Origin of the sequence: Mariniflexile sp. TRM1-10 (assembly GCF_003425985.1) — a bacterium.
Taxonomy (GTDB): domain Bacteria; phylum Bacteroidota; class Bacteroidia; order Flavobacteriales; family Flavobacteriaceae; genus Mariniflexile.
Genome location: NZ_CP022985.1, coordinates 1,041,279 through 1,068,082 on the forward strand (window position 1 = coordinate 1,041,279; position 26,804 = coordinate 1,068,082).

13 protein-coding genes are annotated in these 26,804 nt (G+C 36.8%); all 13 read right to left on the reverse strand.

Annotated features, from left to right (window positions below; genetic code table 11):
* Positions 1-36: 36 nt before the first annotated feature.
* The 13 genes from CJ739_RS04715 to CJ739_RS04775 all read right to left on the reverse strand — a co-directional run bounded on the left by CJ739_RS04715 (position 37) and on the right by CJ739_RS04775 (position 26,521).
* The gene (locus CJ739_RS04715; RefSeq protein WP_117172930.1) at positions 37-2,055 is read right to left on the reverse strand and encodes an aceric acid hydrolase; all 2,019 of its coding nucleotides are present in this window, start codon (positions 2,053-2,055) and stop codon (positions 37-39) included.
* 8 nt (positions 2,056-2,063) lie between these two features.
* Entirely contained in the window at positions 2,064-4,514 is a 2,451-nt protein-coding gene (locus CJ739_RS04720) for a pectate lyase family protein (protein WP_117172932.1), read from the reverse strand.
* Positions 4,515-6,836, reverse strand: a complete 2,322-nt coding sequence (locus CJ739_RS04725) for a DUF5703 domain-containing protein (RefSeq protein ID WP_117172934.1) — start codon at positions 6,834-6,836, stop codon at positions 4,515-4,517.
* A gap of 18 nt (positions 6,837-6,854) precedes the next feature.
* Positions 6,855-8,294 carry a sialate O-acetylesterase gene (locus CJ739_RS04730; protein WP_117178735.1) on the reverse strand — a complete coding sequence of 480 codons (1,440 nt, stop codon included), beginning with the start codon at positions 8,292-8,294 and terminating at the stop codon, positions 6,855-6,857.
* Between the two features lies 1 nt (position 8,295).
* A complete protein-coding gene (locus CJ739_RS04735; RefSeq protein WP_117172936.1) occupies positions 8,296-11,697 on the reverse strand; it encodes a glycosyl hydrolase in 3,402 nt (1,133 codons plus the stop codon).
* A complete protein-coding gene (locus tag CJ739_RS04740) occupies positions 11,697-14,987 on the reverse strand; it encodes a glycoside hydrolase family 2 TIM barrel-domain containing protein (RefSeq protein ID WP_117172938.1) in 3,291 nt (1,096 codons plus the stop codon). The genes CJ739_RS04735 and CJ739_RS04740 overlap by 1 nt, the downstream gene beginning before the upstream one ends.
* On the reverse strand, positions 14,974-16,104 hold the full coding sequence (locus CJ739_RS04745; protein ID WP_117172940.1) for a glycoside hydrolase family protein: 1,131 nt from the start codon (positions 16,102-16,104) through the stop codon (positions 14,974-14,976). The genes CJ739_RS04740 and CJ739_RS04745 overlap by 14 nt, the downstream gene beginning before the upstream one ends.
* A 20-nt stretch (positions 16,105-16,124) precedes the next feature.
* Positions 16,125-18,989, reverse strand: coding sequence for a glycoside hydrolase family 2 TIM barrel-domain containing protein (locus CJ739_RS04750; protein WP_117172942.1), 2,865 nt, complete (start codon positions 18,987-18,989; stop codon positions 16,125-16,127).
* 228 nt (positions 18,990-19,217) lie between these two features.
* On the reverse strand, positions 19,218-21,344 hold the full coding sequence (locus tag CJ739_RS04755) for an alpha-L-rhamnosidase-related protein (RefSeq protein ID WP_117172944.1): 2,127 nt from the start codon (positions 21,342-21,344) through the stop codon (positions 19,218-19,220).
* A gap of 40 nt (positions 21,345-21,384) precedes the next feature.
* Positions 21,385-22,758: an MFS transporter gene (locus CJ739_RS04760; RefSeq protein ID WP_117172946.1), complete on the reverse strand. Its 1,374-nt coding sequence runs from the start codon at positions 22,756-22,758 to the stop codon at positions 21,385-21,387.
* Positions 22,759-22,855: 97 nt separating this feature from the next.
* Positions 22,856-23,728, reverse strand: coding sequence for an IolE/MocC family protein (locus tag CJ739_RS04765; RefSeq protein WP_236951604.1), 873 nt, complete (start codon positions 23,726-23,728; stop codon positions 22,856-22,858).
* A gap of 216 nt (positions 23,729-23,944) precedes the next feature.
* A complete protein-coding gene (locus tag CJ739_RS04770; RefSeq protein WP_117172948.1) occupies positions 23,945-25,534 on the reverse strand; it encodes a sodium:solute symporter in 1,590 nt (529 codons plus the stop codon).
* A 234-nt stretch (positions 25,535-25,768) separates the two neighbouring features.
* On the reverse strand, positions 25,769-26,521 hold the full coding sequence (locus CJ739_RS04775) for a phytanoyl-CoA dioxygenase family protein (protein WP_117172950.1): 753 nt from the start codon (positions 26,519-26,521) through the stop codon (positions 25,769-25,771).
* Positions 26,522-26,804: the final 283 nt, after the last annotated feature.

The following is a 26,804-nucleotide window of genomic DNA, read 5'->3' on the forward strand; positions in this document are numbered from 1 at the left end:
AACACCTTTTTGATAAATACTGTTTTTATTTCATTTTTAATAAGGCATCCAAACCGTCATTTCTCCTTTCAATCTATTTCCCCAAGTAAAATAGGGCACTAATGTTACATCAACACTTGTTTTTGATGATGTCATCGGTTTATACAATTTATTATTCCAGTTTTCAGCTTCAACAAAGCCTTTTCCTGTTATTGCAATAATTTCCCTATTTTTTATAGATGATTTTTTAGTGCTAAAATTAGAATTCACATCTAAAATAATGGTGTTTATATCTGCTTCTTTTGAAATATCTTCAGTTTCTATACAATATACAATAGGGCCTCTTTTTACAGCCACTTGGTTTTTGGTTTCTTCAACTAATGGGTTTGCTTGCATCAATTCAACAGGCATAGGAATATCTAATTCTATGATGTCTCCCTTTTTCCAATTATTTGCTAACTTCACATAAGTACCGGAAACTATTTCTTCAGAAAACATGTTTTGATTTATAGAAATTGATGTGTTTTTGCTCCAACCTGGTATTCTTAAGAAAATAGGGTACATGCCTTTTGGTGCTTTTACAATTTTTAAAACAATTTTACCATCCCATGGATAATTGGTTTGTTGCTCGATTTCTATTTTCTCACCATTTAAAGTTAATGATTTTAAATGATTGCTGCCATATAAATTAACATACAGACCTTCTTTTGAAAGATTGTAAGCATAATTGCTCACCTGAGCCAATGTACGCGTTACATTTGGCGCGCAACAGTTAGACCATGTAATGTACCCTTCACGCTCATGACCCCAACGTTGCTTAAATGGTAACTTTTCTGAAACATTTAAAGGGTTATTATAACAGAATTCTGTTCCTTCGATGCTTACTCCAGACAGCACACTGTTATATAGTGCCAACTCCATAACATCGGTATATTTGGCATCTCCTGTTAGCTGCAACATCCTCCAGTTCCATAAGACATTCCCAATGTTGGCGCAAGTTTCAGTATGTGCTGTGGCATTTGGTAATTGATAGGGTCTCCCATAAGCCTGATGTATTTTTTGCACTTCGGTAGGGTCATAAGAGGTTCCGTCTGGTGACACACCATCATATAAAGCTCCACAAGCGCCTGTGATATACATTTTTCTGTAAACCACATCTTCCCATATAGATTTAAGATTTTCCATTAACTTTTCCTCACCTGTTTCGGCATATAAATCGGCAATACCAGCATATAAATAATTGGCTCTTACGGCATGCCCCATAGCTGTCGTTTGTTCTCTAAACGGGATTCTATCTTGGTTATCATCGGTTCCATCATTAGTAGTGCCTCTGATATCAATTAAATTATTAGCTAATTCTAAATAACGTGGATCTTTAAGCGTGCGGTACATTTCAACAATACCCATGTAATGCGACGGACAAATAGCATTTCGTGCCAATTCTGGTGATGCTTTCTTATAAAAATCATATAAAAAATTCGCAACACCTTTTGCAACTTCTAAAAAGCTGGTTTTACCTGTTGCTCTGTAATGAATACAGGCTGAAGTCATTAAATGTCCCATGTTATACTTCTCAAATCCTAATTGCTTTTTAAGCTCCTCTGGACCTAAAGTTCCCCAACGTTCTTCAATCAAAACAGGAGTATTAATATAACCGTCGGCTCTTTGAACTTTGGTAAACATGGCGATAGCTTCATCCATTTGTTTATCTAACTCAGGGTTTTTAGTAATGGCATAAGCCGCCGCCATCCCTTCCAATATTTTATAAAAATCGCCATCATGAAACGAAGGTCCCGCATGTTTCCCTTTCATTAATCCTGCAGCAATTTCAAAATTTGCATAAGCATGGGTTATGGAATCGTTATGATACAAATTCCACATATAGGGCAATGTGTTTTTGGTTTCTATATCAAATTGTTCTTTCCAGAATCCATTTGTCCATGCTACATCTTGTAAATCCAAGCTTTGTAATTTTGTATAGGGGCTGTCAGCATTTGCTACTAAGCCTTTATTTTGCCCAAAAACAAAACCTCCAGAAACCAATATAGCAAGTACTAAAATTTTATTTTTTATCATTTTGTAAGTTATTTAATGTATACGTTTATTGCGCGAGTCATGGTGTCTCCCTCGGCATCTTTTACAGTGATATTGAAAGACGCCAATCCTTTTTGAGTGGCTTTAAATTTGACCATTCCGTCTTTCATTGATACTTCTCCATTTTTTACTTCTGAAAAACCATAAACTGGACTTTTCTCGTAACCTTTAAAATAGTTAACTATTGAAAATTCCAATGGTTCTTCTAAGGTAACAAAATAATGTGGTTGCCCCATCCAATGTAAATATTCTTCTAATTGCGTGTAACCATTTTTATCTTGGTCGCTGTTAGCATCTGAAAAATCATTGGACGCCGATTGCACATTTAAACCATGTGCTTCTTCCCACCAATTTGGTAAACCATCATGATCGGTATCCCAATCCTTAGAACGGGTTTCATTGGCATATTTTGGAAATCCACCTGCATCTTCTTCAGTATCTATCATTCCTGGCAATCCGCTTTTACTTCCTTTAAATGTATAAGTTCCTTTTAATGTTTCATTAATAATACGGGTGTCATGTTTGTCCATTGCTGGTTGATTGGCTCCCACATCGGACAATACATTCTTGTATGCTGCTATTGCTGTTTGTGTTTCCACGAAAGACTCAAAAAAAGGCTCATCTACAAAGGTTTCATAATCGACAATCTCATTATTCTTAGAACGTCTTCCTTTTTCCTGATTACTTTCATCAAAATGACCTGGCATTACATTTCCTTCAAAGAAATATCGCTGACTCCCTTTTCCAACGCCTTCGTGGTCTGCTGTTAAAGCAAAAAAGATATCTGTTGATGCTCCAGGTTTATAATAATTATTCACAAAATTCACTTCATTGGCGCCACCGTCCGTTGTGCGATGTCCCCAATTATAAACCACATTGTTTCGAATATCCAAACGACCTGAGTAATAACCATCTCCATTTAATCCACCGCCCATACTCCAGTTCCGTCCGTAATTGTGCGCCAATAAATTGTGATGAAAACTTCCTATATCGCCACCAATAGTTGCTGCATAACCATGCATTTTTCCTGCTTCGTATTTATCGTGTCCCGCAACATTTAAGGCTTCGAAAATTAATGTTCGTTGTAACGTAATATTGTGTGCTCCACGTGAACTAAAGGACTCATCAATCGTCCAGCTGATAGAACAATGGTCTATAATACTATGATCGGCTCCTGTAAGTCCCATCCCATCAAACGTAGTGCCAGAACCAATCCTAACTCTTAAAAATTGAACAATACCATCATCGCCCGTAAGACCAACAGGTGCTCTACTAATAGTGATACCATCACCTGGAGCCGTTTGTCCTGCTATGGTAATATAGGGTTGACTCACAACCAATCTTGATTTTAATTGGATATTCCCAGACACGTTAAACACAATGGTTCTTGGTCCAATATCTTGATTTACGGCATCACGCAAACTCCCTGGACCGTCATCATTTAAATTAGTAACTTCTACTACTTTTCCACCTCGACCTCCAATGGCAAAACGTCCGTAACCTTGGGCTCCTGGAAATGCCAATTGTGCTGGCCTGAACGACCACACATTTCCTTCAGTAATTTCACCTTCAGCATCAACCGCATCGACACGCCAGTAATAGGTATTCATACTGTACAAATCGTTTACTTTAAACGCATTTTCTTTTAATTCTCCTTGGTATTCTGAAGTCGTTTCATCAGCTTTTTTCACTGCTTCTTCATCTTCGCCAAAATATAAATGATGTGCTATCGTTCCTTTAGGTGATTGCCATTCTAAGCTTAAATCACCATCAACTGCCACATGTTCGTCTGCATTATTTGGTTGTGGTGTATGGGCTTGTTTTTTAATATCTGGTGTATCTATTTCAAAACCATTAATTATAAATTCTGGCATGAGGTCTTTTGAAGCTGTTTCAAATCTGATTACCACATCTTTTCCTTGTTCTGCATGAAACACAAAATATGCGGTTGCAGTTTCAATTTTTGAAAACGCCCTGTTACTAGGTGAAACGGTTTCTACAAGCGTATTGTTTACATAAATATTGATAGGCGAAAGCTGCTTGTCACCTAATTTATCGAACGTATTATGAAAAGTAAGTAATGAGTGTTTTCCTGGGTTTAGCCCACTGATACTAAATTCCAGCGTATTGTTTGCTTCCAAGCCGTCGCTAACCAATTGTGCATAGTATGGTGCACTCATCCCTAATTTAAACCATTTAGATGAAAATTGCCCCTTTAACGTCACTTTTATGTTTCCAAAAGACTTTTCATCTTTGTCAGCTTCGTTTATAACCCACGATTGGTATAAAGGATCATGAACTTCAGACAATCTTCTTCCTGAGAAATCAAAATCTACTTTTACTATTTGCTTTTCTGTTTTGCTGTTGCTTTGACATTGTACATTTAATAATGCGAATGCTGCTAGTAACAAAGAACCCGAAATATGTTTTATAAGTCTCATTTATTTTAAATTTATTTTTTCTTTTATGGTGTACTCTAATATGTTTTGAATGTCCTTCCTCCTAGATTGAGGAGTTACTTTTATGATATTTACTTTTCCATTTTCTAACTTCGCTTCGACGGTGGTGTTTTGGGTGGCATGCAATTTAAAATGCACATTCCAGTCTTTTGGCCACGCAGGAAATAATACTATTTTACCATGAACTTCCTGTAACAGCATCTCTTGCATACCAATCATACCCGAACCACCCCAATTATGATCTGGCACCCAATCGAAACCTGGTCCCCAAAATGCGGGAAATCGTCTGCCTGAATTTGCCATTTTCATCAAACTGTATTTAGCAGCTTCGTTGGTTAAACCCAATCTAGCAGCCATAATATTATCTTGTTTCCAACCTACATGACTTCTAAATTTCAGTAAATCCTCATCTAGATAATACGTGTTTTGAGCCACTTCTAAATCGGGCAACCCTACGCCGTATAATTTCCACGGAAACACAGGGTACAATTGGGCAGCTTCGGTATTGTTAATACGTTCCCAAGACTTTGCTGGAGCTAATACTTTTTTATCATTGATTTCCCTAAAATTTAATGGTGGAATTCGACTTTGGAAGTCCGTTAGATAAGCCACTTCTTCTTCAGTTAAGTCATTTTGCGATACTTTCAATAATTTTTCTGAAATCACTTTTAATGCTGAAATGGTACTATTGGCATTGTTTGCCATTTTATAAGTTTCGACCGCCGAACCGGGATACAGTACTAAATGCCCGTTGGCATCTAAAGCTTTTCTTCCTCTTTTTTTGGCTAAATATTGGTAATGTTCATCAAAAAAACGAAGGCAACTTATTATAAACGGATTGTATTTTTTTACCTCAATATGGGCATATTCGTTTTGTTCCAACATCATCTTACAGAACTCGAACACCGTATCCCATTGGTATTCTAACCATGCATTGTATTGCATACCCGGATCATAATCTGCTGGTCGTTTCCATTCGTATTCAGCAGGATTTGGCAATCCAAAATTTTCTAATTGCTCGGTAAAAGCTGCGCCATTATGATTCCAATAGACTTTGCTTCGGAGTTCGGCATTTTTTTGCAAAGTCAAATAATAGTCAAGTTGTGATACCATCATATCAAAATCGCCACTTTTTAGCATCGGAAAATATACCAATCGCTGATTTTGTTGGGTCATGGTGCCACCTCCCCAATTTCTAAAATCTGGAGTAAAGGGCAACTCTGAATTGGTATAAACAGGATCGTAAGTAAACAATCCCCCATTAAATTTTGTGGGGTACTTTCCGTATGCATTACAACCTAACATATACCTAAAAAGCTGGTAATTTTGACCCATTTGATAGACTGAATCTTTTTGTATTGAATGGCTCGTTTCAGTATAAATAAAACTACGGTTCCAAAAGTTGTTCCACCATAAAACAGAAAGCTTATGATTTTTTTTGTAGTTGGAAATTTGGTCGTTTAAACCATCTTCCCAAATAGAAATACTATGTGTTTGTTTTGTATGTAATGTTATTTGTAACGCGTGTTTTTTTGAATACTTTTCACTTACTAACTGGTAGCCTTTAAAATCGGTGTCTTGATAAACTCCAGAATAGGTTCCATTTGGTCTCATGCCTTTTCCCTTCATTGTACCACCAAATGTTAAATGCTTTAAAGGATTCATCATACTATCTTTAACCGATTCCATTTTTTGCTGCTTCACAGCCACATCAAACACGGTGTACTCTCGGTTTTTATGATAGAATTTTATAGCATCATTTTCAAAATTGATAGAATCTTGATACGTAATAATTTCACCCTGTGGTGCCCATTTATAGGAATTTGCATTATTGGCTTTCCCTTTGACTTCGCGGTTTTTATAACGCCAACTTTCGTAAGACGCTTTCATTTTTAAAGGAGTTTTGCTTTTTAAGTCTAAGTGGATTACGGGTTTAAAAACATCGACCCACAGTTTAATTTCAGTATTGTTTTGGGTGATTAAAACATAACCGTCTTTTAATTTTAATTCTTGATGAAACTCCTTGTTATCTTTAAACGGATTGGGTTCTAACTCAACTTTTACACGCCCTAATTTCAACACTGTATTATGTTCATCAAAAGTGCCACTGCGTGAAAAATAAAAATACAAATCGCCATTTTCAACCCAGACATTTAAGCCGATGTCGCCACCACCCAACGGCATGGATTCGGATGAGTTTTCACTTTGCGTGTTCCAAATTTGATTGTAATCTTCGAGTACAGGAATTTGCGCTTTCGCGGAAAGCATAAAAAACAAAAACATGTAACATACCGTGTACTTCATTTAAATAATATTCAAAAATTAATCTTTGTACCAATCATCGGTTCTAAAAGAAGACATTGGCAAGCCTCCTGTACTAAAAATTTCGGCTGTCGTAAAATCTTTAAACAAATACCTGACTGCTATAGGTTTTTCTACTTGAGGCGAAGAAAGCAAAACCGATTTGCTTCTTAGTACTGCCTTTGCAGGATAAAAAACCTTGTTTTCGCCAGCAATTTCAAAACCTAAAACTTCTTTGTTGTAGGAGGTAATGCCATTAGGCACATTATTAAATGATACCGTTATGGTGCTCCCTTTTATTTCCATGGCATTAAACTCTGGACTTTCAAATTCAAAACCTTCCATGCCGTAGGTTTTTGCCAATGCCAAATATGCCAAACGGTTACCACCTTTTTCTTTATTGGCCGGATGGATGTTATTTTTCTCGCCTACATCCATTAAAACAGCCATTCCAGAATGAGTCAATTCCTTTGAGGCGTTTAATTGTGCTTCCCTTAAATAGGCTGAATTATATTTCTCTAAGTAATTGTTTTGATGAAATCGTGTATAATCAAATGGTGCAATCTGTGCAAAGTAAAACGGAAACTCTCCTTGATTCCATAACCCTCTCCAAGATGTTACCATTTTTTTAAATAAATCTTTGTATTCAAACGGTCTATCACGATTCGATTCGCCTTGATACCAAATACACCCTTTTATACCATATCCAACAACAGGTGCTAACATCCCATTGAACAAGGTGGTGGGTTCGCGATTTGGTGCTTCTTTAAAATCTTCTTTACTTTTAGGAATTGAAATGTTTTTAAAATCCTTAAACATTTCTGCATGCATCCAAGCTTCTACATTCGAACCACCATAAGATACTTCTACCATACCAATAGGAACATTTAAAACCTCTTGAAGCAGCGATCCAAAATACCATGCCGTGGCACTAAAGTTCCCGGTGGTTTTTGGTGAGGCTACTTGCCAATGCCCATCAAAATCAGCGTTGGGTTGTAATACAGTTGCTCTTGGCACACTTATAAACCGAATATGATTGTTGGTTGAATTCACTATGGCCTCATTTCCTCCTAAAACAGGTTGCCCAGGAAATCCTTTTAAGGGCATTTCCATATTAGATTGCCCCGAACATAACCAAACCTCGCCTATTAATATATTGTTAATGGTTATTGAATTTGCCCCTTGTGAAACCGTAATACTGTACGTTGTATAATCGGCTTTTGGTGTTTTTACTTTTAGCAACCATTTACCATGGCTATCTGTTTTTGTTTCATAGGCTTTAGAATCCCATGATGTTAGTACCGTTATTTTTTCATTTTTGTTAGCCCATCCCCAAATTGGCGCATCCATTTCTTGTTGAAGCATCATATTGTCTGTAAACAGTGCTGGTAATTTTATTTGCGCATTTATATTAAATGACGCCAAAAAACTTAAAAATGCGATAATAATTAGTCTTCCCATATTACTTTTTGTTTTCTTTATTTTCTTTAATAATGTTAATGGCACCTAACAATCCCGCTTTTAAAAGTGGTTCATCTGTTAGTCTAAAAGGGGCGGTTGTCCATGTTAATCGTTTATCTTCTGGTAATTGTTGGTCGCCAATCAAACGGTTTGCCCACGTATTGGTTACTTTAATTTTTAAGGAATTCTTCCCTTTCTTTATAGCTTCAGAAATATTAACTCTGTAAGGATGCGTCCAAATGACGCCGCAATCTTTTCCGTTTAAACTGATTTCAGCAATATTGTTGATCTCTTCAAGCTGCAACCAAAAATCACTCTCTGTATTTTTATCCCAGTTGAAGGTTTTAGTGTAAGTTACCGTTCCTGAATAATATTTAATACTGTCATTGGCTGATGTTGTCCAATCGAACAATTTATTAATCTGAATGGGTTTTGAAGGTCCGTTAAATTCAGAGTCAAACTGAAGTATCCAATCTTCATTTAAAGTTTGAACGGTTTCAAAGTCAGACCAATTTTTCCCGTTATGCTGTTGATTCCATGTTGTTGATTCCTTAAAAACAATAAATAAAGATTCGTTTTTATGAAATCGTAATGGAATCCTGGTTCCTTTTTTTCCATTGTACCATTCTTTTATTTCTGTTTCTTTATCAGTTATAGGATTGTATAAATAAGGAACTTTCCCCTTTACCCTAAACAAAAAAGAATAGAGCTGATTTTCAGCTTTCTGATTCGATAAAAAATAAATATCACTCTGGGCTGTTTTTCTATGAGTCCAAGCTATTTGTCCTTTAGCAACCACACTTACATCTGGTTGCAATCCAAATTCCGAAAAATCATGACCTAAATAAGGCAATTGCACTACTTTTCCTTTCCCTAAATCCCATTGAGTTTTTCCTTGTCCGCTCCACAAAGCATCTATTACTTTCTGCCATGCTTGCTTGTCCTTGTCATTATGTTTTCCAGGTATGCTGTTTGGTTTTTCATTGACAAAAACAGTCGCTCCATCTTTTACCAATGCCAACATTTTTTGGGCTACAGCTAGAGACATCATGTTGTTTGGAGACATTTTGGTGCTTCCCGGAAACAGTAAAAATCTGTAAGCTACTTGATCCGAAAACATCACGCTTCCATCTTTTACATAAGCATTTAACAACACATCACTATTAAAAGAATCATATTTATAACCGTTTAACGCGTTTACCCATTCCGATAAATCGGTGCTATTTTTTGAATATTTAACTTCTTTAGGCATTCTTGCCGATGGTTGCCCTTTATTTTCTAATCGTAATTTTTCTGATGCGACACGTTCTGCTCCAAAAACATTTGGAATTAAAGGAACCAATCTATCCGGAAGTACCGATCTAGAAGGGATTTCTTCTCCTGTAAATACCGCAAAATCGATTACTGGTTTTCCTTTTTGCAATTGAAATTGTACATTTTTACAATAGTCAAAAAAAGCTTTTCCGGGTTTCCACCATGTTTGGTCACGTTGAAAAAAAGTACCTATAGGATCTAAGGTCATTCCTGGTTTTCTATCTAACCACGGATTGTGTACAAACACATGGTAAAAAAACCGATTGATTCCCAAAGCATAATTTCTATCCGCCAAGGTTTTTAAATTCCCCGGATGCTCGTCCCAATCCATTCTTAACTGCGTAAAGGCTTCCGCCTGAATAATATCCTTTCCGTATATATGTCCACCAGAAATAGCATCCAGCATATCGTTGGGTTTATCGTGGGTTGGACTTCTTAGCCAAAATTCACCACTCGGATAATCAACATATTTAAAATGCAACAAACCATCACTGGTCATGGTTGGTGCTACATTTTCAGTACTGAATTTAACCCCAGCCTTTTTAGCCGCTTCAGCTAACGTTCCGAAAAAATTATCGGCAGTTAATTCGGTTATGGTTTTTCTAACGTCGTACAAAATAGTTTCGGAAGTTTCTATATCGTTCAACGGAATTCCAGCCATAACTGGTAAATAGGCAACAATATCATAACCCCGGCGTTTTTTAAATGCTTCTCGAAATACAGGCGACCAGTTTTGGCTACCACATTCCCAACTGTCCATATGCAGAATTTCAACCACTCTTGATGATAATCCAGGTCCAGCCACTCTTAGCATTTTTCCGAACCAATGATCTAATTGAAAACGAACTGCTTCGGCATTAAATTTATCTACTTCCAATCCACGACCTCCACCTGCAGTTGCGTTTTCATGTCCTGTAGACGTATGCCCAAAACGTAAAATACGCCAGTTTCCTTTTGTTGCTCCTTCCCAGTTTAAAATGCCATTTTCATTGATAAAAGCTGAAATATCAATCATTTTCGACATATCCACACAATCGGTATTAGGAATTTGTACCTCGGAAACCCTAGGACTGATTCGCCACACAGCACCCGATTTTCCTTGATAATTATCGATTAATGGCTCTTCGGAAAGGATTATTTTAGTCACCTTCAAACCTTGGTTCCACTTCGCCATATCCATATCTTCAGCACCAGGTTCTGAGCCTTCTGGATTGTAAACGAATCGGAAATATTTAGCTGTTGCAGAAATACTATGTGTGTAATCTTCATCCGTATCTTGCCAACCTGAACGCGGTGTTTCCAACCTGCCTAAACTTTTAAAATGTTCACCATCATGACTCACCTCAACAATTAATCTATGCGCTTGATAATTGTTTCCTTTGGTTTCAACCTGAAGGGATTTACAAGAAAAAGGTTCTTTAAATTCATATTGAATATAACCCGGTTCGTACAGTCGCAATTGCGTTTGCTCTGTTGAAGCGTCACTTAAAAAATCAGCTTTCTCTCCTATTGACGTGCTTATTTTAGGCTGAATTTCAACAGACGTTTTATATGGTTTTTCAATAGGAATGGCAAAAGTTGCAATATCCTGATAGTAATCTTTGTAGTGCTCTGGAATTGGCAACTTTAATTCTTTAGTGTCATTGCCACTCACAATAGTATCCGCCCAAACCACTTTTTGCATGGACAGTTCGGGTGTAATCCAAGGGCCTCCTGCCACCGCAAATCCATCGGCAGGGTGAAAAGCTATTTTCATTCCTAATCTATCGGCTTCGGTTAAAGCCCAATGCACCAACTCCCAAAATTCATCACTTAATTGCACTACTGGTGGATTCATCAAGGGGTCTTCTCCTGGCCCTTTAATCGTCATTAAATAAGCCCCACGAATGCCTGCTTGTTTCATGGCTTCTAAATCGGCTGTAATGCCTTCTTTAGAATAGGCACTTTTCATCCAATACCAATATACCCAAGGCATGGCACTTTCTTGCGTTGGTTCAAAATAGGATATGTTATCTTTCTGCTCTTGTTTACAAGACAGTCCCATAAACAACACAAAAGACAAAAAGATATATTTATTTTTAAATCGCATTAATACTGAAATTTATCGAGTGTTTTATTTAACCCTTCTTTATTCAATTTGAATGGCAACAAATAAAAACTGTATTCGTAATTTTTAGATGGAATTTGATATTTATCTAAAGGCGCACTTACGGGTGACCAACTGTCGTTACCACCAATTCCCATTTGGGTTAAATCGATATTTAAGGTTAAATACCCCGATTCTTTTAAATCGTAAGTATGTTTGGCTTCATTGATATTTTCTTCTGTATATGGCCAAACGCTCATGCTTAGCGGCTGCTTGTCAGAAACAATTAACAATCCTTCGTTTTTATTTGAAGTTGAGCACGCCATCCAACGAACACCCGTTCTATTTCCATTTTCTTGAGGCATGACGTAAGGTTCTGTAAAATCATTTAAAGCCAAACTGTAGCGTTCTATTGGAAAACCGTGATTTCTATCTACATAATTTTCCAACTCGCCTTTTCCGTACCATGAAATTTGTTGGAAATCATTTTGAATTCCCATTTGCATGCCCACTTTTGGAATATTAGGTAACTCTTTTGAAACTATTAAACCATAAGCTACTTTAATGATTCCGTCAGGTTTTATGAGATATTCGACAATAACCCCAGCACTATCTTTAATCACATCATAAACTGTATGAATTAAAATATTACTTTCTAATTTCAAAGTATGGCATGACTTAAGCTTAGGTTTTGCCTCATACCATGACTTTAAAACTTTGTGTGGTTTCCACCCCTTTCGGTCATTATCGGTCAGTGGACGTGTAAAATTTGGTAGCAATGGTGCAAAAACCTGTTCTTCGCCTTTGAATATATAAGAACTTAAAGCCCCACTTTGTTTGTTGATTTTAATATTGAAATCTTTACCAGAAACTTCTATGTTATTATCATTTTCAGAAACTGAAAGCTTCAATTTGCTATTCAAAGTTTCATAGGAAATGTAATCTTTTTTCTTTAATAAAAACTGGTCTTCGGCTACTTCAAATCCTTTATTTGCCCACAACTCATCTTTAGATAATTGAAATTTAATATTTAAAAAATACTCTGCATCCGACTTCATTCTAGGCAAATATTTTGTAATATCCAATGTCATTTCCTTACCTGACTCTAATTCAAAAGGCTTTAAAACAACTTCTTTTTCAACGCTTCCATTTTCTAAAATTTGCAAAACAGGAATAAAATCCTTCAAAGATTTTGTGGCTTGTCTATTTTTAATGGTAAGTTGATAATTTTCCAAACGAGATGTTACTGGTTGATACACCCATTTGTTTTCATACATGGCGGATTTGGGTCTGCCATCGGACGCCACAATACCATTGATACAAAAATTTCCATCGTGTCTCACTTCACCAAAATCACCTCCATAAGCATAAAATTCCTGTCCTGTTTTTTTATCAACTTTCAGCAATCCTTGGTCTTTAAAATCCCAAATACAACCTCCAATCATTCTTGGCAATCTTCTAATTTCATCCCATAATTCCTTTAGATTCCCTGTGGAATTCCCCATGGAATGCGAATACTCCACAAATAAAATAGGACGTGTATCGGCTTTATTATCCACCAGAAATTGTGGTGTAAAAACGCCTGGATAAAAACGACTTACCATATCAACATAAGGTTCGTCTTGTGGGTTTTCAAAACGATGTGAATGATCACCCGTTGATGGATATCTTTCATCTCTTTCGTCTATGTATCCGTCCAATCTCGGATTTCCTTGTGCGGGTTCGTAATGTATAGGTCTGGTAATATCAAAATCATGCGTCCAGCCTGCCATAGCGGCGTGGTTTGGTCCTTTACCTGCTTCGTTGCCTAAACTCCACATGATCACACTTGGGTGGTTTTTATCGCGCTCTACCATTCGGGTCATACGCTCTAAATAGGCATGGGTCCATCTTGAATCGTTACTCAATTTTCCTCCGATACCGTGGGTTTCTAAATTGGCTTCGTCCATCACCATAATACCGTATGCATCACATAATTCGTAGAAATACGGATCATTCGGATAATGACTGGTGCGAATAGCATTAAAGTTAAACTGCTTGATGGTTTTTACATCCTCTTCAATATCTTTACGGGTCAACGCTTTTCCTCTTACAGGATGATGGTCATGTCTGTTCACCCCATAGATATATGTTTCTTTTCCGTTGATTAATAATTTCCCATTTTCTTTAGAAAATTCGATGGAACGGAATCCCACTTTACAAGATTTTACTTCAGAAATGTTGCCGTTTTCATCTTTTAAGATCATTAGCAACGTGTACAAATTCGGTGCTTCTGAACTCCATTTTTTTGGATTTTTAATCCTTTTTTCAAAAAAACCGAAACGTACATTATCCAAACGCGGATAACTTTCATTTACAATACTTTTTGCTAAAGTGTCGATGGTTTTTTCAAATAATGCTTCATTTTTATCGTTATACAACTGAAATTCAAACGATGCATTTCGAATAGAATCGCCTGTAAGGTTTTCTAATTTTGGGCGTAATTGAAATACGGCATCTTCATAGTTTTTATCCAATTTGGTTTGATAGAAGAAATCCTGAATACGCAATTTCGGTTCTGCCATGATAAAGACTTCACGCTGAATGCCACTCATGCGCCAATGGTCTTGATCTTCTAAATAAGCGCCATCACTATAACGGATTACCTGAACGGACAATACGTTTTCGCCTTCTTTTAAATAAGGGGAAATATTGAATTCCGAAGGCAAGCAACTGTCTTCGCCATAACCCAAAAATTCGCCATTCAACCATACTTGAAAAGCCGAACTCACCCCTCCAAAATGAAGGGTAACCGTCATGTCTTTCTGCCATGCTGCAGGCACTTTAAATGTGTGCTGATATGAACCTATGCCATTGGTATCTTTGGGAACATAAGGCGGATTGATAGGTCTGAACGGATACACGGCACTTTTGTAAATAGGAATATCGTAGCCTTTTAATTCCCAATTAGATGGCACTTCTATTTTATCCCATCCTGTCACTCTATTGTTGTAAAAATCTTTGGGTGCTTCTTCGAGATTTACAGCATATTTAAAATCCCATTGTCCATTCAGCAGCAACAATCGACTTTTTTCTCGATTTCCCTCTAAGGCATCTTCCACCGTTTTATAAGAATACGCTGTGGCTCTAGCGGGTTGGCGATTGATACTTGTCACCAACGGATCTTCCCAAGGAGCATAACTGTACTTTTTAGCTGACTCTGGAATTCCAGCAGGCTCGCCCGTTACTGTTTGGGCATTTGTTAAGCATACAATACTTAAGGCAATACATAATATGATGTTATTTTTGATCATCTTCTAGTTTTACAAAATGTAGATCACTTTTTCCGATATCTTTAGATGTTGCTAATGCAATTCCACGTTGCCCTGCTTTATTTACGGCACAGTAATAATGATACACTATGCCGTTGTGTTTTACGACAAATGATTTATGGGCAAACATATCATCATAAGGTTCTGAAGACTGAATTAAATTTTCTCCTTCCCAATCTTTCCAGTGCATTAAATCATTAGAGACTGCAAAGCGATTAAAGGCACCTTGATCCCAACCAGTCCAAAAGGCTCCAAAATAAAACATGACCCAAGTATCATTAATACGCTGAATATATGCATCCCCTGAAATCCCTTTGTGATGGTTGATTAAAGGGGCATCGCCATAACGCTTCCAGTTTTTCATATCATCTGAAACTGCCATGGCAATACGTTCTGCACCTTTGGCAGGATTGATACTATCGCCACGGGCATTGTAATACATGATAAATTCATGACCTGTTTCTTTTTCCACATCTCTTATTACCGAACTTTTGTACATGGTACTATTGTCCCACCATTTTGCTTTATCGTCATTGGGTCTCAATACGGGTTCTGGTAAACGTTTAAATTCGTGTGGTTTTGTTGGCAACTCATCAGTATAAGCCATTCCCATAGATAAAATGCCGGCTTCGTAACCTGTTGTATTTCCACCAAAATAGCTCATCCAATATTTGTCATCGTACGTTTTCCATTCGTAAGAACCGCCCCAAGTGGGGTCTTGTAAAGCAATGTATCCTGCTTTTTGATTGACATCCCACTCGGTCGTGTCTTTTGAAAATGACATGACTTTTCCTAGGTGTTTCCAGTTTAATAAATCGTCACTTTCTGCCAACCACGTTTCGTAACCTCTTCCTTCAAAAATCAGATAGGTCATAAACCATTTGCCATCTTTTCTAAAAATACTTGGACAATCTATTTTGTACGAATTATCAGTAGGCACCATGACCAAACCGTATTTGTATGGGGTCTTAATTTCGTTGTAGATTTCTTGCATCACGGCATCCGTAATCTCTCTTTTCTTCATTTTTGAAGAACAAGAAGCAATGACTGCAAATGCAAAACATACTACAATGATTTGAAAAATATTTTTAGTCTTCATGAACTATTCTGTTGAATGACTTATTTTTTGAATTTTAAATATACAGTACGTTTTTGGAGCCCATTCAACCATTTTGGCTGTGAAGATGGCCCGATCAAATCCGTAGCATTTACTTTGTTTCTTGCTGGTGGAATCACATCCAACACGGCTATTCCTGTATTTGGAATGGTGTATAACAACGCATCACGGCCATCTCTTGGTGAATACACGCCTAAATAGGTATTTGTATCTTTATTTTCAATATAAATTTTTCCTTCTTCTGTGGTAAATTCTGCCCATTGCCAGTTGTTGAAATAGCCTTTAAACTCTGGATAATTAAACGATTCACCCGGAATGGGGTCGTTATAAACATTCTCCCAAATATCTAAGGTCGTTCCTTTTAATCGGTTTTGCCACACACGGTAAGGGCCATCGCCTAACCATTTTTTAGATTGCATTTTTTCTTCTGGATATTCAAAATACATGCCTGCCAAATCGACCACACCATTGTATTCATATTCATAATCTAACTGAATCAATCCATCAGCATCAATAGTCCAAATTACTTTTTGAAGAATACCATGATAATTGGCTTCTATAACTACAGAACCATTTACTTTTTTAGCCGACATATCCAATAGGTTTTCAGAGCAATTTACTTCTTCATCCCAACAGGCAAATTCTTTATAAATACGGTCTTCGCCTTTTAAAAATTCTGGATTGATAGTGCCGTCTAAAGTTCTATCACCACGACGCGCCATTATTATTTTTGGTCCGTTGGCCAAACTGATGGTTTTTCCGGATTGAGTAACTTCTACCAACTTTCCAGATGTTTTATCTATTTTAATTTCAGTTTTATCTGCCTTAACGGTATAAGCTTCGTTAGTTTCTTCTAAATCAATCATTCCAGAAACCGCTTTTTTAGCTTCCGTTTCTTTATCCCAAGTAAAATCCCAAGTCCATAATTCATGGCCTTTTTCATTGGTTGCTTTTACATAAAGCACATCGGCATTTTGCCAATTGTTTGGTAAATTAATCTTCAATTCACCTTTACCATGAGGCATTATATTAGGTGATGTTATTTTTCCCTTTTGAATGGTTTTACGCTCCGATTTCCCATGTAACGGCGAGGTAAAACCCACCAACTCCCATTCAAACGTACATTGATTTGTATTGGTGAAATCGTAACGGTTTTCAATTTTGAATGCGCTATTGAAATCATTTGGTAATTTTGAAGCATTCATAATCATTACTGGTGACCAAACTTCTTTTACGGTAAAGAAACTCCCTTCTTTTTCGTGATGTGGTCCCACAATACCATCGGCACCATAATTTCCTTGGTTATCAATGCGCCCATCTTGGTCGGTACGTGCAATGCCTTCATCGGCAAATACCCAAAGGTAGCCACCGCCACTACGTGGATGTTTACGCAACACCTCCCAATAATCATCAAATCCTGCTCCGTGACCACCATCGTATAATCCGTGAAGGTATTCGGTAGGCATAAAAATATTATCGTCCCTGAAATATTCTAAAGTTTCTCCATAGGAGCGGTAATGCATGGTTTCCACACCATTGTACTCTTGTTGTGGATGTAATACGGGACGCTTTTGTAAATCCCAAATATCAAATTGATTGTCTAAGTTGGTATTCCATCCACCTTCATTTCCGTTAGACCAAAAAATAATACTTGGATGGTTTAAATCACGTATGACCATTTCTTTGACTAATTTTTTTCCAACAGCATCGTCGTAATGCCCATGCCATCCACCCAATTCATCCATGACATATAACCCGAGTTCATCACAGGCTTGTAAAAATTCTGGATCTGGTGGATAATGTGATAAACGCACTGCATTCATGTTCATTTCTTTAATCAAACGTACATCGGCATAGTTTAGTTCTTTGTTTAAGGTTCTACCTGATTCTGGCCAGAAGCTATGACGATTGATTCCTTTCATCAACACACGTTGTCCATTGACATAAATACCATCACCTTTTTTGATTTCAATCGTCCTAAATCCAATGGTTTCGGTAATTTCATGTACAACCTTACCTGCTTTCAATAGCTTTATTTGAGCTTTATAAAGGTTAGGTGTTTCGGCTGTCCATTGTTTAACGTTGTTGAATTGACCCGATAAGTGAATTTTATCAGCTCCGTTCAGACCTTCAGCTTTAATGGTGGGCCCTACTTTTTTACCGTTTTCATCTAAAATAGTCACTTCAACCGAAACATCTTTAGCGGCACTACCTAAAAACACATTGGCTTCAAAAGCTCCATCAGCTTCTGCTTTTAAAGCCGTATAATTGATGTGGGTTGACGGCAATGCTTCTAAAAATACGGGACGAAAAATGCCGCCAAAATTCCAGTAATCGGCACGTCTCTCCGCTAGATTTACACTGGCATTTTTTGATTCTTTGCTAACTACAACATCCAAAACATTTTTCTTTCCGAATTTTAGTAAATCGGTAATATCATATTTAAAACGATAGAACGCGCCTTGATGTTCATCATCACTTGCCGAACGTCCGTTAATTCTAACTTTTGTGTCGGTCATAGAACCATCAAACACAATTTTAATACGTTTATTTTCCCATGCTTTAGGCACTTCAAACGTATATTTATACTCTCCTACTTCATCGGCAATGCCTTCAGGAAATGGTTTTCCGTAGAAACGAATGCCGTATTGGTATTTACCAAATCCTTCTTGTTCCCAAACCGATGGCACGTTAATGGTAGACCAGTCGCCACTTTTTCGTCCATCTGAAATTTTAAACTCCCATTCCTTGGTGTCTTGGTATCCGGTACCGGATAAATATTGAATTTGGGTTTCTGTATTTTGAGCTGTTACTGTAAAATTAGCAACAACCAAAAGAATAGATAATTTGTAAATAAATTTATTCATTTATGCATTTTTTTTAGGTTTCAAAGCTTCAAAGTCTCAAAGTTTCAGAGCTTCAGAGTTACAAAGACGTTAAGTTTCTGAGCCTTTTGCTTCCATCATCTTGTTTTTTTGAATCTTGAATCTTACCTCTTATTTCTTTTGTCTATTTTCTATATTCAAAGTTTCTCGTTAGTTCCTGGGTTCTTGGTTCAACTCATAACTTATAACTCATAATTCTGAATTCTAAATTCATAACTGGTATTTGATTGTATATGGTGTATTTGGTTTAATTGTAAGCTGATATTTATTTTTACCTAAAGCCTTAATGACTCCCAAATTTGTTGAAGGTTTACTTTTGCTTTCAATAATCAAAGTGCCTTCACCTTCCGATGCTTTTACTTTTATTTCCTTGGTGCTACAATAGACTTCCACGACACCGTTTGGTGTTGGCACTTTACCTTCCATCCACTTTAAACCACCCAAATTTGGCACAATATTATAAGTTTCGTATCCTGCTGTAACAGGTTGCACCCCTAAATAGTATTTTCCAAAAAGGTAAATTGGACTGGCACCCCAAGCGTGGCATAAACTTTTTCCGTAAGGCCTACCATACATAGCAAGATGTTCCACACCATTTTGTTTGGGGTCGTATTTTTCCCAAAATGAGGTTGCTCCGAGCTTTAGCATGCCACCCCAATAATCACGAATTTCATCCAAAACAAATGCCTGTTCCCCAATTGCACAAAGTGCTTCCAACTCATAAAACCGCATATAGGGCGTAGTGATTTCCAAAATATCATCGTTAAGTAATACCTTGTTTTTTACACTTTGTTTTTGCTCCTCATCAAAATAATTGAAAAAGATGCCGAACATATTAGCATATCTGGTCACAATGTCTTGTATTTCACCATCGATGCGTTGGTGCTTCATGACGTTTTCTTCTTTATCCCAAAACACCTCAAATAATTTTTCTTTTAAATCATCTGCTAATTTTTGATATTGTTTTTGGTCTTCAGTTTCTCCTGCAATTTTAGCACTAACGGCCATGGCTTCTAAGCTTCTTGCTAGTAGCATTTGCTCAAAACTAACCTCACCGGTTTTTGGTAATCCATCTGCCCAGTCTATAAAAACCCAATCCCCTTCTAATGGCTCTAAAAATCCATTTTCATTTCTTCTGCCTAAGCAAAACTCCATGAGCGTTTTCATTCTTGGATAAAAGGTTTCTATGAATTTTGTATCGCCGGTATATAAATAGTAATCATAAATACCCACAAACCAGTAGAGCGAATAATCCATAATGATATTGATGTGCGCAGTCACTGGTTCTTTGCCACGAAGTGCAAGCAAAGTTCGTTCCACAGATGGCGAATCATAGAACAAATAATAATTCATTAAATAACTCTGATGAGCATCACCAGACCAAACCCAACGATCACGTTTTATCCCATCTATAAAAAACTCGCGCGTTGTTAAATGTATGGTATATGCCGAAACATCCCAAATGTCATTTAATAAATCATCTGAAGATTTGAATGCACCACGATATTCCAATGGCAAATATTCATAAAGCATCGATATGGAATCGTATTGCACTGTAGCATCGGCTTGTACTTGAACGTATCTGAATGCTTTGGATTTATCGTGGGTATAGGTTTCTGATTGTTTCCCATCAAAATGAATGTAATCCAACGTTTCGCACTTGGCAGAATCTAAGGCTTCTTCACGAGATTCACCATAATATAGTGCTAGTTTTCCTTTTCCTTTTAAACCATGAATTTTGATATAACCGAAGGTTTCCTTTCCAAAATCGACCAACTCACCATCACCTACTTTTTCTGTTTTTTTGGCAGTCCAAGGTTCGGTTCTAAGTCTAAATTCTGAAGGTTTATTCTCTGGCGAATTAAAATTCCAAGAGCCAACAGGCACCCAAGGTGTACCAGATTGTTGTGCTTTTCCAGCCTCATCTATCCATAGCTTATCTTCGTTGGTTACTATCCAATCTTTACCTGATTTAACATATTTCCCATCTATATAAATAGCTGGCAACACTTCTTGATTGAATACTTTAAAAGAAATTTTGTGTTTACCCTTTGGTATTGAAATTGATTTTGGTTGCCCATAAATTTGGACATTGTCTAAAAGTAATTGAAAAGAACCTTCGGAGTAAATTTTCACTTCGTCAGTCTCAGGTATATCCACTTCTGTTTGAAAAGTAACCAAAGCGTAAGGACTGTAGTATTGCCAAAGCGGTGGAAAAACCGCTTCCCGTTCGGTACGCCGTACTTGCATTTTATTGCTCAACCAAATTTCGAAATCGCCCGGGTACCAAATCCAAGTTGAAGCAGAAGAGGCATTCGGTAAATAAGATTTATCCATCTGTTTAATTTTTTATGATAGAAGTCATTTAAATTCTGTTTTAAATATCGTCTCCGTATCTTTCTTTTGTTATTTGTTGCAATGTTTTACCACGGGTTTTTGGTGTCCAAATAGTTCCGATTACTAAGGCAATAATGAGCAATCCTATCATAATCCTGGCTGCTGTGTGAAATCCTACTCCGTTTTCTCCATATATATAAACAAAACCAAATCCCCATACTGCCGCTATAGCTCTAACAACAAAGAACATAACACCTTGTGCTCCCGCACGATATTTGGCAGGAAAGAGTTCAGAAGCCCAAAGCGCATAAAAGGCTTGTACACTTAATCCTGCGTGAATGCCCCAAAGAATGGTGAAAGTCCATAATGCTATATGGTTTTTAATTCCGATAAAAATGAGGATACCCCAAGCAATAATTCCTATGGAGGTACCAATAAAATACAACCAACGTTGATTCACTTTATCAACCAACATGGCAAAACCGAAATAAGTAACTGCTATGATTATAATCCATTGTACGGCTGATATCATATTAGCCTGTTCGTTGGAAAGACCTCCAGCAGTTTCATAAATATGTTGTTGAAAAAAGCCCATTACAGAAGCCACCATGTTCCAGGTAACGTAAATACCTGCAAGAAACAGCATGGTGCGAATATTTACCTTATTGGTGAAAAGTGTTCCAAATGATGCAAAAACACTCGGCTGTTTCTCTTTACTTTGTTTTTGCTTTTGCTTAGCTTCTTTCCAATCTTCTGACTCATTGAGTTTTCGTTGCAGATTCCATGCGATAAACGCTACAATGAACAACGAGCCAAAAATGAGACGGCTACTAAATACATTAACTGATTCAACACTGGCATCGTCCCCTATAAAGAATGCTGCCATTTTTTGCACATAACCGAATAAAACACCAGCTGAAGCACCAGCTTTACCTGGAGCAAGCAACATTCCCAAAACTAAAATAATTGTTGGACCGACTCCCCAAGCAAACTGAGAAATACCCATATTGCGTCCACGATTACTAACTTCAGAATTTTCAGAAATATAAGTCCATGAAGCAGGAACACCTGCTCCTACCGATATACCCGTAATTAAAAATCCAGTTAACAGCATCGGGAAATTTACCGTGAATATAATAATTGCAACCCCCAACATGTACACAAGCATATTGTAGACATAAATCGTTTTCCGTCCGTATTTATCGGCAAGAAAACCACCTATAATCGCACCGATAGCAGCACCGAAACAGTTGGCGCTGATGGCATTAAGCCAGCCAAGATTCCCTTCGGTAAGTCCGAGGTAATTTTGCCAAAGCGTCAATCCGCTTGCGCCGGCCACAATGGCGCCTGCATCAAGATAATTTGTAAGCGATACAGCGATCGTACTTTTTAAACTTCCTTCTTTTTGTTCCATTTTTTTATTTAATATTTTATAATGCGTTTTAAAATAGAACGGTGGCCAAAAAATTGACGATTAATTTCACTCCCTTATCACACATATTTTGAATTTATTAATTTAATTCTTTTTGAGCGGCTTCCCAGCACTCCTCAATAATTTCTTTGTACAGTAAAGCTTGTTGCCAACGATCGCCTTCTTCTTGCTCATTTCCGTCGGGTGCTATAATGGTTCTAGCATAAAAAATATCGGCTTTTAATAATTCAACTGTAAAACAGATATAATCGCCTGGTTGCGCCGATTTTAAAAACCCTTTAAAGGAACGCATCCACATCTGTTTAAAATGCTCTACATAGCTTAGGTTTGCATTATTTGTAACATCTACTTGAATGCATCCTGGGTTTCCAATACGACCGTGCATGAAACGTACTCTATCAAAAACAGGTTGTATAAAATCCCATTTATTTTCTATGCCGCCATACACCATTTCTTGCCCAGTGTACCAATGTGAAAAATCGCCATTAAAACGAACTTCTGGAAAGCGTTTTGTTAACTCAACCGTTCTATATAAATCCTGAGTTATGGTAGCACGGTGTGTTTCTATGTAAATGGGCATATCTATCGCTTCTGAACTCTCTTTGATATAATGAACCAAAGCATCCATTTCTGCATCCGATTCCATGCCCCAACCTAAATGTACCGTTGCACAGTTATACTTTAACGATTTCCATAAAGGTAATAAATCTTTTAAATCGCCTACTTTATTTACCCGTGCATGTGCGGTTAGCTGTAAATTGAATTCTTTACACAATTCGGGATTACCATCTTGAATGCCACCAAAACCTGCTTCGGCTATTGCTTTATGCTTTTCCCGATCAATTCCTTTCGGTCCTTTAGAAAATTGAGGTAAATCTTCACAAGTACCGTAATTGATATCAATACGTAATGATGGTGGGTTATGACTGCCATCGTTAGTGTTTTTAATCATAATTAAATTATTCTTTTTTATTCTGAATGATATATTCTTAAATATAAATATTATTAATGAACTCATCTTGACTTTTTCTATTTCCTAAAAAATGGCTAAAATTCGTCCATACTTCGTTTCTTTTTTTATCCTTAGCTCTGCTATGCCTTTCAAAAAGTGCCTCATCTGTACAAATTTTATCTCATTTTCGGTTAAAAACAAAAAGCCAAGATGAGTTCAATGCCCATTAAAAAACAGATACAACCCAATCATTGTAATGATAAGTATTGCCCAAAGGAACTTTACTTTTGGTGACAATTTCGCTTGGGTATAATTTAATGTACTTTGATACGGATTACTTTGCTTGTCTAAATATGAAATAAGCACTATCATCATTGATAGAAACACGAAAATATAAAAAGACAACAGTAAAAAATGCGGCCAGATTTTAACTCCAGAAGTTGGGTCGTTAGGGAATACCCAAAGGTATAAGACACCAACCGTTAAACTAAGTAAAGTTCCAAAGATTAAAATACTATTGGCTGCTTTTGTGGTTGTTTTTTTCCATAAAACTCCAAACAGAAACACAACTGACATAGGTGGTGCTATAAACCCTAATACGGACTGAAACACATCGAATAGATTAAGTCCTTTAATACTATCTATTGCCATGGTAATGAATATAGACAAGATGGCTCCCGAAACTGTAACCATATGACCTACTTTAACAATTTTCTTCTGACTGGCAGTAGGCTGGATTTTTTTCACAAAGATGTCCATCGTAAAAACCGTACTCAATGCATTTAACGCAGAATCTATAGTACTTACCAATGCTGCAATAAGAACCGCCATAACCAACCCTTTCATACCTGTCGGAAACAACTCCGTTACCATGGTCATGTAAGCTTCATCTGGATTACTTAAATTAGGAAATAATATAAAGCACATAATTCCAGGGAATATAAACAATGGCACATCAATAATTTTTAGCCAACCTGTAAAATTAGCCCCTAACTGACCTTGCTTTATGCTTTTAGCTCCCAATACCGATTGTACCATAGATTGGTCTGTACACCAAAACCAAACACCCATAATAGGATAACCTAACAATATAGCAGTCCAAGGGTAATTGACATCATCGCTAGGTAAAAACAGGTTCCAATAATTGGATGGTGTTTTTTCGATTAAAGCACTAACACCCCCAACTTTATCTAAACCAACCCACATTAATGAAAATGACACAATTATTAATAATACCATTTGAATCACGTTCGTATAAGCGATGGTTTTAAGTCCGCCTGCCATGGTAAAAAAGCCTGCGATTAGTAACAATATAACTACCGATAGCCACATTGGTAAATTAAGTATTTGCTGAATTAAAATACCGCCAGCAAACAATGTTAACGACAACCAGCTTAACAATACGGTTACAATCGTGTACCACGCTAAAATATTTTGAGTAGAGTTACCAAAACGTTTTCCCATAAATTCGGGCAAGGTTTGTACTCTGGCTCCTAAATATCGGGGCGCAAATACCACTGCCAATAAAAATATAAAGATGAAAGCATACCATGAAAAATTTCCAGCAACAATACCTGTAGAATACCCTATACTCGCTGATGCTATTAACATAGAAGGTCCCACATTGGTACCCCACATGTTAAAACCAATACTGGTCCAATTTAAAGAGTTTCCTGCTAGAAAGTAGTTTTCATCGGCAGGTCTTTTGTTTCTAATGCTAATCCACGCACCAATACCTATTAATACGAGCAGGTACATACCTACTACAGCGAAGTCAAAAAATTCTAATTGGTCGTATATATTCATTTGTTTTTAATGTCTATTGAATTCGTTTTGGTTAGTTGGTTGGTTTAAAATGTAAAAACTGTCTAAAAATAAGCTTTAATGTCAGAGCGCAGTCAAAAACCTTATTAATTGGATTATCAATGCATGTCGCTAACTGCGCTTCTATCTTCAAATAAAAATATATTGTCATTTTCGATAATGCTCAATGTGACAATCTACTTCTAAATAGACTTTTTAGACAACCTCATTCACATATTATACAAAAGCATTCACATTTTCTCCTTCTTTAATAAATGGTTCTGCCCAATAAAGAGGCTCGCCTGTACTTTTTAATATAGGTTCTGCCGAATATTGAATTAACAATACGCGTCTTGACTTATTTGTTGTATTTGAACCGCTTCTATGAAAACAGGTACTTGAAAACAAAGCTACATCACCTGCATTTAAAATAGCAGGCACACCTGGATTATCACCAAAATATCCAATTTTATCGTTAGTACCTTCCTGTAATACATGGTCTATTCTATGATCGGTTCCAGCATCTTTGTATGGTAATAAATAAACCGTTCCGTTTTCTTCGGTTACATCATCTAAAGGACACCAAATTGACAAGTATGGCTTGTGCTCAAAATCTAAATACCCAGAATCTTGATGCCATGAGAATGTCATGCCTTTATCGGCAGCTTTTACTACATACTGTTCTAAAAACAAAAAGACATCGTCACCTAAAATCTTACGTGTAATTTGTTCCATTTCCTCACCAAAAATAAGGTCTTGCATGGTTTTGCTATCCTTGTACCTTAATGCAATAAAATATCTTTTTCCTTTATGGTTAATCTCATCTACCTCAACGCCCTTTCTGTCCATTTCATCATCTTTTTCTTTTATAAATCTTTGGCATTCCCCTCTTAATCGTTCAATAAGCTCTTGTGGTATGACATTTTTTACAATACAAAAACCGTCTTCTTTAAACTGGTTTAATTGTTCGTTGGTTAAAACTGCACTCATCTTTTTTTATTTTTTTTAGTTGTTATTTTTTTAGTTTAATCTCTTTTTATATTTTAGTTTTAGTACATGACAAAAACTGAAGCATATCACATGGAGTTTGTCGAAGTCTATTATCATTTCTTCCTTCATATAGCTTCGACAGGCTCAGCTTGACAGGCATATTTTAATAGCATTCCCGATGTCTGACTGAGCCTGTCGTTTGTCAGACTGAGCCTGTCGAAGTCCAATCCTAACACCTTTGTATACAGTTTTGTTTTTTCTCATGTACTAAAATTTTTAGTTT

Bases quoted from the DNA above. Each gene is read 5' to 3' on its own strand.
- CJ739_RS04765 (WP_236951604.1), bottom strand. From the start codon at position 23,728: ATGATTAAAAACACTAACGATGGCAGTCATAACCCACCATCATTACGT.
- CJ739_RS04730 (WP_117178735.1), bottom strand. From the start codon at position 8,294: ATGGGAAGACTAATTATTATCGCATTTTTAAGTTTTTTGGCGTCATTT.
- CJ739_RS04755 (WP_117172944.1), bottom strand. From the start codon at position 21,344: ATGGATAAATCTTATTTACCGAATGCCTCTTCTGCTTCAACTTGGATT.
- CJ739_RS04760 (WP_117172946.1), bottom strand. From the start codon at position 22,758: ATGGAACAAAAAGAAGGAAGTTTAAAAAGTACGATCGCTGTATCGCTT.
- CJ739_RS04720 (WP_117172932.1), bottom strand. From the start codon at position 4,514: ATGAGACTTATAAAACATATTTCGGGTTCTTTGTTACTAGCAGCATTC.
- CJ739_RS04735 (WP_117172936.1), bottom strand. From the start codon at position 11,697: ATGCGATTTAAAAATAAATATATCTTTTTGTCTTTTGTGTTGTTTATG.
- CJ739_RS04770 (WP_117172948.1), bottom strand. From the start codon at position 25,534: ATGAATATATACGACCAATTAGAATTTTTTGACTTCGCTGTAGTAGGT.
- CJ739_RS04740 (WP_117172938.1), bottom strand. From the start codon at position 14,987: ATGATCAAAAATAACATCATATTATGTATTGCCTTAAGTATTGTATGC.
- CJ739_RS04775 (WP_117172950.1), bottom strand. From the start codon at position 26,521: ATGAGTGCAGTTTTAACCAACGAACAATTAAACCAGTTTAAAGAAGAC.
- CJ739_RS04725 (WP_117172934.1), bottom strand. From the start codon at position 6,836: ATGAAGTACACGGTATGTTACATGTTTTTGTTTTTTATGCTTTCCGCG.
- CJ739_RS04745 (WP_117172940.1), bottom strand. From the start codon at position 16,104: ATGAAGACTAAAAATATTTTTCAAATCATTGTAGTATGTTTTGCATTT.
- CJ739_RS04750 (WP_117172942.1), bottom strand. From the start codon at position 18,989: ATGAATAAATTTATTTACAAATTATCTATTCTTTTGGTTGTTGCTAAT.
- CJ739_RS04715 (WP_117172930.1), bottom strand. From the start codon at position 2,055: ATGATAAAAAATAAAATTTTAGTACTTGCTATATTGGTTTCTGGAGGT.